This is a genomic window from uncultured Lactobacillus sp. (genome assembly GCF_944327175.1).
In the GTDB taxonomy this organism is placed as follows: domain Bacteria; phylum Bacillota; class Bacilli; order Lactobacillales; family Lactobacillaceae; genus Lactobacillus.
In genome coordinates this window covers 1-12,743 of record NZ_CALVGT010000019.1, presented here as the reverse complement: position 1 = coordinate 12,743, position 12,743 = coordinate 1, and the positions used below count along the sequence as shown (strand labels likewise).

The following is a 12,743-nucleotide window of genomic DNA, read 5'->3' as shown; positions in this document are numbered from 1 at the left end:
CTTTTGATTAAGCTGTGTTCTGACAGTCTTATAGCGGGCAATAACATTTCTGATTGCCGACTGTGCCATCTGGCTTTTAAGGCCGAACTGGTCTCTAATTTCATGATAGAGAGCTTTGTTCAGTTTTAATTGCGACAATTCAAAATTGTTGTCAAAGACATACTGTGAGATAAAGTTGCAAGCGTCTTTGTACTTCTCCATAGATTGAGCAAAGGCTTGCGCAGTTTCATCATCAATATTGAGTAATTTTGCTTTGATAGTAATTGATTGTTCCAATGGTTTCACCTCCATTCTTTCAATTAATATTATATCATCTTTGTTTTAGTGAATACAGTAGAAAGGAAAAAGGGCTGAAAGTACAATTCCTCCCCAGATTGAAATCATGGGGTATCCTTGTTTAATCAGCCCTAGGTATATCAATGAATCAACTTTGGCAAAGCAGCCTGCTGCTGATCAACTTAATCGCCTTCGCCCTCTACGGCATCGACAAGGCTAAAGCCAAAAGGCATGCCTGGCGCATCCCCGAACGGACTCTTTTAGCTTGCGGCCTCCTGGCTCCTGCCGGGTCCGGCCTGGGCATGCTGGCCTTTCACCATAAGATCCGCAAGGGCTACTTCTATTTAGCAGTCCTTACCGGCTTTATCCTCTGGGCCGCAATTGGTTACTTTATCTTTACCCTCAACTAAGGCTCTTAAGCATCTTAAAGGCTGTCTCCGTACTGTGGGCCTTGAGCTGGTAAACGCTGGAACCTTTGGCCCAGCTGATTACCGTGTTCAAAGAACCTAGGCTTTCGCCAACATCAACCCGCACGCTGGCCTTCGCCGTTGTATATGGCAGGCCGTATTGCTGGTAGAGCGCGAGCAATTTTCGCGCCGTTGGCAGCGGCTTTTGCCCCTGGACATTGCTGGCGCGGACGACAAAGGACCACTGGCCCTGATTGAACTGCAGATAAGTCGACCCAGCAGCTCCTTCTTCTGTCCCGGTCACATTTCCAGCAATCTTAACAACCGGCAGGCCGGTCTTAGGCTCTTGGTAATTGATCAAGCTGCTTGGATCAGCCACATTTTTGTTTTCCGTTAAAACGGCATATGGCTTTTCACTGACAATCCGGCTGTCGTTTAATGCCAGCGGGTTATTTCCGACGCTGTAGTAGACAACATTCTGGCTGCTTGAGCTGGTGTAGCGGATATTCAAATTGCTGCTGCCCTGGCCTAAGCCGTCAGCCGCCGGCAAAAGCATCCCCGGCAGCTTGACCCTTAATTGACTAGTTAAAGTCCCCATCCGGTTTGCATCTGCCCTTTGACTGCTGGAAGCCGCGGACTTAGAGCTGGCCCGGCTTGAGGACGATTTTGCGGAACTAGACACTGATTTAGCCGCCGACTTAGAGCTAGCCTTACTTTCCGCCTTTTTTTCGCTCTTGGTCTGGCTGGATTGACTGGACTGCTGCTTGCTTTGACCCGCACAACCGGCAAGCAAACTTGCTGCCAGCAGAAGTAGGGCCAAATTTTTCCTGTTCTTCTTCATTTTTTACACTCTTTCTTTATCAATAATTATCCTGCTTTCCACCCCTAATTATAGATCTTGCCAGATCTTTTATAAAGAAATTTCCGTTTTTGTTGGTAAAAAATCGCTTAATTTACCTTCTTTGTCTGAAAAAACTTGTAAAATAATCTTTTCTGGAGTAAAGTTGACGTCAAGCGAGTAAAAGTTTATTTTACTTTTTATTTTTGCCTTGTTTTAGGTAAGTTGTACTTTTAACAAAAGGAAGAAAAAGATGGAAAATGAAGCACTCTTGATCATTGACTATACCAATGACTTCGTAGATGACAAAGGCGCTCTGACCTGCGGGGCACCTGCTCAAGCCTTGGCTGGCCAGATCGTCAGCTTGGCCGACCAGTTTTTAGCTGCTGGCAAGTGGGTCATCCTGCCAACCGACAAGCACTTTAAGGGCAACCCCTACCACCCGGAAACCAAGCTCTTCCCACCCCACAATCTGCCAAATACTTGGGGCCGGGAGTTCTACGGACCCCTGCAAACTTGGTATAATAAACATCAAGACGACGAGCACGTCCTTGTCTTGGACAAGTCACGCTACTCTGCCTTCTGCGCTACCGGCCTGGACCTCTTCTTGCGCGAGCGCAAGGTCAGCCGGGTTCACCTGGCCGGGGTCTGCACGGACATCTGCGTCCTGCATACCGCCATGGATGCCTACAACCATAGCTACGACATTACGGTGCACGAAAAGGCAGTTGCCGCTTTAAACGACGCGGGACAGGAATGGGCACTGAACCACTTCAAGTCCTGCCTGGGCGCTGAAGTCGTCGACTGACATTTACGTTTAAGTTTTTATTTTTACTTTTACCAGTTATATTTTTGAGAAAGCAGATTTTTACACTATGTCTTTATCACACGCGTTAATTACTGACCTGTACGAATTCTCAATGGCAAACGGCTACTTTGAAACCCTGCCAAGAGATACCGAAGCCGTCTTCGACGTCTTTTACCGGACTGTTCCGGACAACGGCAGCTTCGTTGTCTCCGCCGGCCTGGAGCAAGTTGTTGAACAATTGCGGGGCTTTCACTACACCAAGGAAGACATCGACTACTTGAAGTCCCTCAAGCTCTTCAGCGATGAATTCATTTCCTACCTGGAAACCATGACCTTCGACTGCGTCGTTTACGCGATTCCAGAAGGCACCCCGGTCTTCCCGCGGGTGCCAATCCTGACGGTCAAGGGGCCTTTGATTCAATGTCAATTACTGGAAACCTTCGTCCTTAACTTGATCAACCACCAGTCCTTGATCGCCACCAAGTCCCGCCGGATCAACCTGGCCGCGGCTGGCCGGCCAGTCATGGAATTCGGTGCCCGCCGGGCCCAAGGTCCGGACGCTTCCGTTCTGGGCGCCAGAGCTGCCGTTATCGGCGGCTGCGGGTCAACCAGCAACGTCTTGTCAGCAGCCAAGTACAACATCCCGGTTGCCGGCACCATGGCCCACGCCTGGGTTCAAAGCTACCCAACTGAACTTGAAGCCTTTGAAAAGTGGGCGGAAGTCTACCCGGACAACGCCTTGCTTTTGGTCGATACTTACGACGTCTTAACTAGCGGCGTGCCTAACGCCATCAAGGTCTTCAAGGAGCTCCGCGCCAAGGGCCACAAGAAGTTCGGCATCCGGATCGACTCCGGTGACATCGCTAAGTTGTCCCGCAAGGCCCGCAAGATGATGGACGACGCTGGCTTCCCAGAAGCAACCATCACTGCTTCTAACGCCTTGAATGAAAACGTCATCCACTCTCTTCTCCAAGAAGGCGCGCCGCTTGACAGCTTCGGCGTTGGTGAACAATTGATCACCAGCTCCAGCTCACCAGTTCTGAGCGGGGTCTTCAAGCTGGCCGCTTTGAAGATCGGCGACGGGAAATGGCAGCCAAAGATCAAGCTGTCCAACTCCAAGGAAAAGGTCACCCTGCCTGGTGAAAAGAAGGCTTACCGCCTCTACCACAAGGGGACCAAGAACGCCTTCGCGGACGTCATCGCCCTGGCGGATGAAAGCTTGCCAGAAGAATTCATCGGCATTAACATGGACCCGATGATGACTGAAACTGAAGCCAACTTGAAGAACTTCGACGCCGTCCTCTTGACCCAGGTCGTTGTCGGCCCAAAGGCCAAGTCCATCGAAACCGACACCTTCAAGATCCAAAAGCACATGTTCGAAAAGCTGGCTGAACTGCCAGAAGAAACCCAAAGACTGCTTAATCCGGACCGCTACCCGGTCTACCTGACTCCTGCCCTGGCTGACCTGCAAGCCAAGATGATCAAGGACCACAAGCTTAAGTAAGTCACCGCTTTAATTGCATAAACAAAAAACGAAGTTGCTCTACTTGAGCAGCTTCGTTTTCTTTTGCCTACTATTTTATTGTTCAGCCAGTTTTTCTTCCAATTCTGACGTACACATCGGACAGCGGCTGGCTTCGATATCGATCTCGCTCTTGCAGTAAGGGCAGACCTTGGTCGTTGCTTCTTCTTCAACCTCTTCTTCCTTCTTGATCAAGGACCCGGCCCGGTTGAAGGCCTTGATGATCAAGAACAGGACAAAGGCCATCATCAAGAAGTTGATGACCGCGGTCAAGAACTTCCCATAAGCCAGGGTCACCCCAGCAAATTTCAGTGAGAACTGGTCAAAATTCATCCCACCGACCAGCCCTAAAAGAGGACTGATGATGTCGCTGACCAGGGACTTGACGATAGTGGTGAAGGCACCGCCGATGATGATACCGACGGCCATATCCATCACGTTGCCCTTAGAGATAAAGGCCTTGAACTCCCCGAAGAAGCCCTTGGTAGATTCGACAGCCTGCTGGCCGTCTGGCAGATTAATTCGCTTTGGCATTTTTTACTCCCAAATAAAATTTAGCGCTTATATAAATTAGCGAACCAATTATAGCATTCTTAGGGAACAATTAACAGTCATTGTCTTACTTATATTCTGGCAAAACCCAGCGGTCGATTGCTTCAGCTACCGCCCCCTGGTCAAAAGTCTTCTCCGTAATCTTGTCGCAGTCTGCCCGCATTTCCGGGCTGACATTGGCTACCCCGACGCCGGTGCCGGCTGCCTTGATCATGGCCAGGTCGTTGAAGCTGTCCCCGATCGCCATGGTCTCATCCAGCTGATAGCCCAGCTCCTGGCACAGTTTCTTCAAGCCTGCTTCCTTGTTCACCTTGGGCGGGTTGAATTCCAGGTAGCGGTTGGACGAAAAGCTCACCTCACTGACTTTTTCAAAATCCGCTAGGTCCTTCCGCAATTTTTTCAAGCGGGGAAAATCAGTATCGACGTAGAGAATCTTGGCAAAACGGGCCCCGCTGGCCCGCAAGGCCGTTAAGTCCCCGCCCGGCAAAGTCGCGAAATCGGCCCGACCCTGGCAAAAATCGATCTCTTCTTGCGTGAGCTGGTAACCGTAAACCTGATCTTCAGTGTAGATATGCATCCCCAGGCCTAATTCCTGCCCCCGCTTGAAGATTTTCTCAACCAGATCCCCGTCCATCCCGGTAAAGGAAATCAGACGCGGCCCCTTGTTTTCAAAAACCGCCCCGCCGTTGTAACAAATCGTGTACTGGCCGGCCTGGTCTGCCTGGCCCAGTTCTTCCAGAGTCTGCCTTAAAGAGTAAAAACCCCGGCCAGTCGCAGGCACGAACTTGATGCCCAGTTCCTGGCATTTTTTAACAGCCCGCAGATTTTCCTCTACTACCCGGCTGCCCGGCCCTAGCAAGGTCTCATCTAAGTCGCTGGCAATCAGTTTGATCATCATTTTTCCTCCTTGCTCATCTTTTTTCTACCACCATGATAGCGTTTTTAAGAGTAAAAAGAAAACAAAAGTAAAAATGAAAACAAAGAGAAAAAAATAAAAAAGCTGCCTTACCGCAGCTTAATCGGTGATGGTTACCTCACCGGCAATATCCTTGTTAAAGAAGGCCCGGACGTCTTCCAGGTCCATCCCCTGTCCCAGGGCCCACATCAGCTTGGTCACGGCACTTTCACTGGTCATGTCCCGGCCGCTGATCGCCCCTTCCAGCATGGCCGCCCGGCCAACTTCATACTTGGTCAGGTCAGTCCGTTCGTACAAACACTGGCTGCAGGCCACCACGGGTACTCCCCGCTTGATGATCTCGCCAATCGCCTTAACCATGTTCCGCCGCATGTAGTTCATGCCGCCGAGGCCATAGGCTTCGATGACGATCCCCTTGACCCCGCTGTCAACCATGGCGGACAAAACTGCCGGGTCAAAGCCTGGGAAAAGCTTGATCATGGCCACCTGGGTTTCTACCTTGGTATTCAAAGTGCAGATGGCATGCTCGCTTGGCACGTATTCAAAGTCCTTGTGCTTGATGTCGATGCCGTCTGAAGTCACCATGGCCACCGGGTCAACGTTGATGCTCTTAAAGGCGTCAAAGCCAGTCGTCCGGATCTTAACGCAGCGGCAGCCCCGCATGATCTGCCGGTTAAAGGCGATATAAATCCCCGGCTTGCAGGTTGCGGCCGCGGCAAAGGCAACCCGGAGGTTGTCCGGCGCGTCGCTTAAGATGGCCTGCATGGGCACCTGGCTCCCAGTTAAAACGACCGGCAGGTCGATCCCCTGCAGCATAAAGGTGAGCATCGATGCCGTGTAAGCCATGGTGTCAGTCCCGTGGGAAACAACGATACCGTCAAAGCCCCGGCGCAACTTGTAAATCTGTTCGGCGATAAAAGCCCACTCTTCCGGCTGGATATTGGAAGAGTCCAAAGATAAAATGTCCTTGACCTCGACTTCATAAGGCAGGCCGCCCAAAGTATGGAGCAGTTCCGCCCCCGACTGGCCCGGGATTAGGCCTTCTTCTGAAGCCACGGACGCGATCGTCCCCCCAGTCGACAGCAGCAATATTTTCTTATTGGTCATCTTTTTCCTCACATGCTTCCCGATTTTCCTCAGCCAAAAGCTCATACAAACGGTCCAGGTACTTTTCCAGCTGGCTTAGTTCTTGCCGGCTGTAGAGCTGCTCCACCTTTCCCTGCAGCTTGTGCATCCCCTTTTTAGCACTGGCGCAAATCTGCCGGCCTTCATCCGTCAGGCAGACAATCTTCACCCGCTTGTCGCTTTCCGCCAAGTGGCTTCTGACATAGCCCTTACCTTCCAGGCGGCCGACAATCCCGGCCATGGTAGCTTGGGCCACTTCAAAGTGATTTTCCAGCTGCTTTAAAGGCGCCTGCTGGCCCGTGCATTTCTCCAGATAAAACAGGCAGTGAAACTGTGAAAAGGTCAAGCCCAGCTTCTTAAGCTCATAGTTGCCCCTTTTGGCCATCAAATCATTGATCTTCTTGACTCTTAACCCTAAATCCATCGTTTCCTCGGCTCCTAATCTACCAACAATACCTAAGAGCCTATTTTACCATTTTTGCCGGTTAAAAGTACTTTTCCAGCCGCTTGGCCTGGTCGATCTGGTCCCGCAGCTTGCTTAAATCCACCATCGTTTTTCCCTCAAAAGTCACCTATTTTTCTAAGTATTTTTAAAAAAGTACCCTTAGTACTTTACGAGATAAAATGAAAGTATTATCATTAAGATGAAAAAATTACGATTAGGTTGAGCGTCACACCAAACGCTGAACTTTATCTGTGGTAAATTGTTATTGTTATCAGTGTAATTTTTCACATCACAGAGAACGCGAACCAGCCGGTTCGCGTTTTTTGTTTCTCTTTTCTCTGTTCTTTTAAGCTGTCTTGGTCACGTCCACCCAGTCCGTGTAGGCGGAGTATTTTTCCAGAGCCGGGATGGTCAAGCGGACAGCGCTATTGCCTGAGCCAGCTGCCGGGTAGAACCTCGGCATGGCGCTTAAGGGACTCGTCTAGGTAGACTTTGACGCCTGGTTTGACCGCAAAGGGGCAGACCACGCTTGGAGCGTGGCCGATGTAATCTTCCACCTGTTCAAAAGGAATCATCTTGGCCTTCTTGTGGGGGGTGGCCTTGTACGCGACGATTCCATTCGTGATCTTCTGCTACGTCGCCCACCATTTCTATGCCAAACAGCAGGAGAAAAAGCAGACCAACCTTTAACAAGAGCGCCTTCGGGCGCTTTTCTTTTGGTCTGGGAATCGAATCAAATCAAGTCAATCTAATCAAATCAAATCCAATCACGTCATTGACGAGATTGACGAGATTCGCTAAAATATGATTAGATTGAAAGCAGTAAAAAGGAGGCGCGCCATGCTTACGCCAAACGATTCCAGCAGCTTTGAAAACCAACTTTCTCCCCGCCAGGACTTGACCTTTAACTCCCTGCAGGCCCTTTTTGACCAGCAGGGTCTCTCCTTTACCCCGCCGTCCAACCAGTTCGGTATCCTCCAGTTCAGCAATTTCGACCTCCTGGTCTCTGACCAGTGCCCTTACACGATCAAGTGCGCTGTTTTTAAGGGGACGAACCAGGACGAATTCCTGGACCGGCAGGAGTTTACCGGGTCTCTGGCCGCCCAATTCCAGCAGGTCTACGCTTTTTTGGAAAAGCACAACCCGGTAGAGAGCCAGATCAAGGGCCTTTACCGGGAAGACCGGCCGGCCTATCCCAAGCAGGCCTTAAGGGAAGCCCTAATGAACGCAATTATCCACAGGGACTACAGCAATCCAGCCAGCAGCTTGATCAACTTATACACAGACCGGGTGGAATTCATTTCTTTTGGCGGCCTCATGCCCGGGATTACCCTGGAAGACATCCAGCTGGGCCTGTCAGTTTGCCGGAACAAGCGCCTGGCTGACCTCTTTTACCAGCTGAAGCTGGTGGAATCCTACGGAACGGGGTTAGCCAGAATCAAGAGCGCCTACAAGGGCAGCCGGCTAGTGCCCCAGATTTTGGCCGCACCCAGCTCCTTTAAGGTGGTCCTGCCCCATTACCAGGCAGCTGTTAAAGCGGCTCCTAAGCCAGTCAAAAAGGTAGCTGGGCCTGCTCCTAGCCCAGCTCCCAAGCCAAAGGCCCAGGCAACTGGCAATGAAGAAGCCGTTTTGGCTTTTGGCAAAGAGCATGGGGAATTTATCAGAAGCGATATTGAAGAGCTCTTAGGGGTCAGCCCGGCTACGGCGACCCGGCTCTTGCGGCAGATGGAAAACAGCGGCTTGGTTCTCAAACGGGGCAAGGCCAAGGCCATCCGCTACCGGATCAGCGAAAATTCATAAGCAAACAGTTCAGTTCCTGCCTAAACGTGCTAACATAGGTAGGGACTTTTTTCATCCAAAAAATTACAATCCAATAGAAATCTGGCAATAATCATGCAACAATTTACTCCGATTCTTTTAGGCAGCGACATCAACGTATACGGGATGGCCCGGTCCTTCCACGAGGCTTACGGGATCAAGGTCCAGGCCTGGGGCGCGTCCACTTTAGCCCCGACCCGGTATTCAAAGATCGTTGACATCGAGGTGCACCCGGGCTTTACTGAAGACCCGGAATTTATCAAGGTCATGCGCGAGAAGATCAAGGAATACAAGAAGCACCCGGAACCGGTGATCTTGATCTCCTGCGGGGATGGTTACTCAGAACTTTTGGCCAAGCACAAGCAGGAACTGGAAGAGGCCTTCATCGTTCCTTATATCGACTATGACCTTTTGGAAAAGCTGATCTCTAAGGAGGGCTTCTACGAGGTCTGTGAAGAATACGGCCTGCCTTACCCGAAGACCAAGATCATCACTATGGCCGCTTACAAAGACGGTTCTTACGCCGACGTGCCTTTCCCCTTCCCAGTCGCTTTAAAGCCGGAGGACCCGGTTTCCTGGCTGGACGTGCAGTTTGAAGGGCGGAAGAAGGCTTTTGTCATTAAAGACCTGGCTGAATTCAAGGATATTGTAAGCAAGATCTACACGAACGGCTATAAAGCGGACTTGATTTTGCAAGACTTCATCCCGGGCGATGACTCCAACATGCGGGTCTTGAACGCTTATGTGGATAAGAATCACAAGGTCAAAATGATGTGCCTGGGCCACCCCCTCTTGGAAGACCCGGACCCGATTGCCATCGGCAACTACATGGTGATCGCGCCGGACTATGACGAGAAACTCTACCAGACTGTCCAGGCCTTTTTGGAAAAAATCAACTACACGGGCATGGCCAACTTTGACATCAAGTACGACGTCCGCGACGGCCAGTACAAGTTCTTTGAGATCAACCTCCGCCAAGGCCGGTCCAGCTTCTATGTCACTTTGAACGGCTATAACCTGGCCAAGTGGTACGTGGAAGACTATGTGGAAGACTCACTTAAGGACCAGCCGGTTGTTTACGGCAACCAGAACCCGGCCAAGCATAAGCTCTGGTTAGGCGTGCCGGCCAAGATTTTTGAACAATACGCGGTCGACTCCCTGGCCAAAAAGGAAGCCTTGGCGCTTCTCCGGGCCGGCAAGGTAGGCACCACGGTCTTCTATAAGCCGGACATGAACGTCAAGCGCTGGCTCTTGATGAAGCACATGTACCACAACTACTACAAGGATTACCAGAAGTACTTCAAGGTTAATAAAGAGCAGTACTTCGAAAAGCAGAAATAAGAGACATAAACTTATGCACAGCAAAAAGAGGAAGCTCACGGGAGTTTCCTCTTTTTTGCGTACTATTTTTCTGTCCTGTTTAAAAGTTGTGGATAATCCGCAAGCAGATGTGCAGGGCTTTTGCTTGGGAAGCCTGCCCCCAATCGCGATCATCATGTGCCTCCACGTTAGCCAGGGAATCAGCCGTATAGAGGAGCTGGCCGAATTCAGCACCCCGTTTAGCGGCAACAGCGGCCATTGAGGCGCACTCCATCTCTACCACCTGGCAGCCTTCCTCACGCCGGTATTCGACCATGTCCTGGGTTTCCCGGAAAAAGCCGTCAGTCGTCCAGGCCGTGCAGTGCTCAAACGGCAACCCCTGCTCTTTTAAGCCTTGGCCGATTTTTTCAACAGCTACTGGATCAAGGTCCACATAGCGGCTGGCTGGCAGGTACTTGTAGGAAGTGCCTTCGTCTCGTAAAGCCCGGGTCGGGATCAAGAAGTCGTTCTCCTTGATGTCCACCAAGGTCCCGCAGGAGCCAACAGCCAGAAACTTCCGGCAGCCAAGGGCGATCAAGGCATCCATAAACTGGGCGGCGGCAGGACCACCTAATGGTGCCCGGCATAAGCACAGCTGCTCGCCTTGGTTCTTAATAATGTAGATCGGCCGCAGGCGGTCAATCGTAATAAAGTGGTCAGCCACTGTCGCGTTAACCTGCTCGGCATACTTATCGACTTCGTCCCCTAAGAAGGCAAAGAGGCATTTTTCCGGCAGCCTTACGCCTTCATTATCATGGCCCGGCTTCAGAACTTCCTGGGAAACCGGATCATATTCCAAAATCGGCAATTCGTTTTTCTCGATCATAATCTAGTCCTTTCCAGTTTAAGCAAGTTAAAGTATAGCAAATTACTACTCCCCTGAACAAAAGAAAAGGAGTCAGTTCCGGTTTGGAACTGGCTCCTTTTAGATGCAGAGAATTATATGGGATAGTGTGATTTAAGCGTGGAATTCGATTACTACGCAGACCATAGCATTGCTGCCGCTGCCGTAGTGGCCTACGCCGATGTAGGCGGTGTGGTTGCCAGAGTCGACCATCATCGTGTAGTGTTCATAAGTACCGCTGATGTTGGTGATGTTCTTTCTGGTCTTCTTAACGACGATGGCTTGATAGTCATCCTTTTCAGCCTGCATGTTTTCAGTGAAAGTGCTGGCCAAGCTGAACTTCATTTCAGCCGTAGCGTTGCCTCTTTGCGCGTTGTAGTAGCAAGCGTGCAGGGTTTCGCCGCCGTGATAGATGATCTTGCCGTTAACGATTGGGTAGGTGTTGAGGTAGCGTGGCAGGGAGCTGTAGCCGGAGTGGTCGTAAGTCCTGGTAGTAACGTACTGCTTTGCCTTTTCAGTAGCCCGCTTGTCAAGAACGGCGTTGTACTTGGAGCTCATCTTGACTGCCTTGACCCCGGCCTTAGCCCGGAAGCTGTTGACTACGTTCAGGGCTGCTTGACGGAGTTGGCTTTGGCTGCTCAGGCTGTTGTCAGTGCTGGCCTTAACAGCTGCCTTCTTGGTGTTGTTAGCCTTGTAGGTGATTTTAACCGTCTTGTTCTTGGTCTTTGAGGTTACCTTGGCTGCCTTGACAGTCTTGGTACGGGCCTTGTAGCCGGCAGCCTTAGGAGCCTTGTAGGACTTCCATCTGGAAGTAGTCCACTTGCGGCCCTTCTTCTTTAAAGTAGCGGTTTGCTTAACCCGGGTGTACTTGCCTGGCTTGTAAACCTTGATGGTCCGGGTAACCTTCTTGGTAGTGGTCTTAGCGTAAACCGGATTCGTGGTCGTGGTTGCCAGCCCGAGGAGGGCTGCCAGAGCTGCTAAAACTGTGATTTGCTTTCTCATAATAGATCACCTATTCGCCTTTAATTTCTGCTATTAGTTGTCTCTTATCTTTCAACTAGAATTATAGCAGGGTTTTAAGGGGAAAGTTATAGTTTCTCGGCAATTATTATAAGTTTTTGCTTATTGGTAGGAAAAGAAGCTCTTTTGTGTCATTGCGCAAAATGCCTATAACCGTTGATTTATCAAGGCTTAGACCGGCCCATTTGCCCAATCTCTCTAAAATGTTGATATAAAGCCAATATGAAAGGATGCATGATTTATTTTTGAATATTTCTAATTAGTTTAAACTTATCAAAAATATAGTGATTAACCTAGAATCATTTTTCACCCTTAAACTTGCGCAGCATTCCTATAACCATAATCTTAAAATAAGCATTTGCAGATTGACTAAAACTATTAGTTAAGTATTATTATATAAAACTAATATAATAAATAGGATACAGCATTTTCCAATTATATAAAAGTTATTATTGCAATTTGCTGCCGCTTTCTTTTGGCAAAAAACAGGCAGCTGCTTATTTTATTAAGTAACAGCCTGTGGCAAATATTTTTTGCAATTAAAAAGTCGCCTAACCTTAGCGTAAGTACCCAATAGCAGAGTATATTAAAATCCCATCCTAGCAATGCTAAGATGGGATTAATCAGTTTATGGGACTTTATTTACAGTGGAGCTGGACATTCTCAGCCCATGGTAAATAGGCTTACAGACGTTGAGTGTCTAATAATGACAGCTCATTGGGCAATTTGTCCAGAAGATAGTTGATATATTTGAATTGATCCAAGCCATTTTGCTTGGCAGTTTCGAGTATGCTCATAATAATTGCCATGGAT

The 12,743-nt window shown here is 49.7% G+C and carries 14 protein-coding genes and 1 pseudogene; 5 read left to right on the top strand and 10 right to left on the bottom strand.

Annotation, left to right across the window (positions count from 1 at the left end):
• A pseudogene (locus Q0J41_RS03300) lies at positions 1 to 276 on the bottom strand (RNA-guided endonuclease TnpB family protein); the annotation flags it as partial.
• A gap of 143 nt (positions 277 to 419) precedes the next feature.
• Between Q0J41_RS03300 and Q0J41_RS03295 the strand changes: the two are divergent.
• On the top strand, positions 420 to 686 hold the full coding sequence (locus Q0J41_RS03295; RefSeq protein ID WP_296226075.1) for a DUF1294 domain-containing protein: 267 nt from the start codon (positions 420 to 422) through the stop codon (positions 684 to 686).
• Here Q0J41_RS03295 and Q0J41_RS03290 read toward each other — a convergent pair.
• On the bottom strand, positions 679 to 1,524 hold the full coding sequence (locus Q0J41_RS03290; protein ID WP_296226072.1) for a hypothetical protein: 846 nt from the start codon (positions 1,522 to 1,524) through the stop codon (positions 679 to 681). The two genes, Q0J41_RS03295 and Q0J41_RS03290, sit on opposite strands and share 8 nt — an antisense overlap.
• A 250-nt stretch (positions 1,525 to 1,774) precedes the next feature.
• On the opposite strand from Q0J41_RS03290, the gene Q0J41_RS03285 reads away from it, so the two are divergent.
• Together Q0J41_RS03285 and Q0J41_RS03280 are read left to right on the top strand one after the other, a co-directional pair.
• The gene (locus Q0J41_RS03285) at positions 1,775 to 2,329 is read left to right on the top strand and encodes an isochorismatase family cysteine hydrolase (RefSeq protein WP_296226071.1); all 555 of its coding nucleotides are present in this window, start codon (positions 1,775 to 1,777) and stop codon (positions 2,327 to 2,329) included.
• Positions 2,330 to 2,396: 67 nt separating this feature from the next.
• On the top strand, positions 2,397 to 3,833 hold the full coding sequence (locus Q0J41_RS03280) for a nicotinate phosphoribosyltransferase (protein WP_296226070.1): 1,437 nt from the start codon (positions 2,397 to 2,399) through the stop codon (positions 3,831 to 3,833).
• Positions 3,834 to 3,908: 75 nt separating this feature from the next.
• Here the strand turns inward: Q0J41_RS03280 and mscL are convergent, their stop codons facing one another.
• From mscL to Q0J41_RS03255, 5 genes are all read right to left on the bottom strand, one after another.
• Positions 3,909 to 4,385 carry a large conductance mechanosensitive channel protein MscL gene (gene mscL, locus Q0J41_RS03275; protein WP_296226068.1) on the bottom strand — a complete coding sequence of 159 codons (477 nt, stop codon included), beginning with the start codon at positions 4,383 to 4,385 and terminating at the stop codon, positions 3,909 to 3,911.
• A gap of 85 nt (positions 4,386 to 4,470) precedes the next feature.
• The gene (locus Q0J41_RS03270; RefSeq protein ID WP_296226066.1) at positions 4,471 to 5,301 is read right to left on the bottom strand and encodes a Cof-type HAD-IIB family hydrolase; all 831 of its coding nucleotides are present in this window, start codon (positions 5,299 to 5,301) and stop codon (positions 4,471 to 4,473) included.
• A gap of 117 nt (positions 5,302 to 5,418) precedes the next feature.
• Complete coding sequence (locus tag Q0J41_RS03265) at positions 5,419 to 6,426, bottom strand: asparaginase (protein WP_270447205.1); 1,008 nt, start codon at positions 6,424 to 6,426, stop codon at positions 5,419 to 5,421.
• On the bottom strand, positions 6,416 to 6,868 hold the full coding sequence (locus Q0J41_RS03260; RefSeq protein ID WP_296226061.1) for a MarR family transcriptional regulator: 453 nt from the start codon (positions 6,866 to 6,868) through the stop codon (positions 6,416 to 6,418). Before Q0J41_RS03260 ends, Q0J41_RS03265 begins: the two co-directional genes overlap by 11 nt.
• 446 nt (positions 6,869 to 7,314) lie before the next feature.
• Positions 7,315 to 7,464: a YbaK/EbsC family protein gene (locus Q0J41_RS03255; RefSeq protein ID WP_296226057.1), complete on the bottom strand. Its 150-nt coding sequence runs from the start codon at positions 7,462 to 7,464 to the stop codon at positions 7,315 to 7,317.
• Positions 7,465 to 7,729: 265 nt separating this feature from the next.
• On the opposite strand from Q0J41_RS03255, the gene Q0J41_RS03250 reads away from it, so the two are divergent.
• Positions 7,730 to 8,689 carry an ATP-binding protein gene (locus tag Q0J41_RS03250; RefSeq protein WP_296226055.1) on the top strand — a complete coding sequence of 320 codons (960 nt, stop codon included), beginning with the start codon at positions 7,730 to 7,732 and terminating at the stop codon, positions 8,687 to 8,689.
• A 93-nt stretch (positions 8,690 to 8,782) separates the two neighbouring features.
• The gene (locus Q0J41_RS03245; RefSeq protein WP_296226053.1) at positions 8,783 to 10,048 is read left to right on the top strand and encodes a carboxylate--amine ligase; all 1,266 of its coding nucleotides are present in this window, start codon (positions 8,783 to 8,785) and stop codon (positions 10,046 to 10,048) included.
• A gap of 79 nt (positions 10,049 to 10,127) precedes the next feature.
• On the opposite strand, the gene Q0J41_RS03240 is transcribed toward Q0J41_RS03245, so the two are convergent.
• The 3 genes from Q0J41_RS03240 to Q0J41_RS03230 all read right to left on the bottom strand — a co-directional run.
• On the bottom strand, positions 10,128 to 10,892 hold the full coding sequence (locus Q0J41_RS03240) for a nucleoside phosphorylase (RefSeq protein ID WP_296226050.1): 765 nt from the start codon (positions 10,890 to 10,892) through the stop codon (positions 10,128 to 10,130).
• A gap of 132 nt (positions 10,893 to 11,024) precedes the next feature.
• Positions 11,025 to 11,912 (bottom strand): CAP domain-containing protein, encoded by an 888-nt coding sequence (locus Q0J41_RS03235; protein ID WP_296226048.1) that lies wholly within the window; start codon positions 11,910 to 11,912, stop codon positions 11,025 to 11,027.
• 701 nt (positions 11,913 to 12,613) lie between these two features.
• A partial coding sequence (locus Q0J41_RS03230; RefSeq protein WP_296226078.1) for a transposase domain-containing protein occupies positions 12,614 to 12,743 on the bottom strand: 130 nt, incomplete at its 5' end.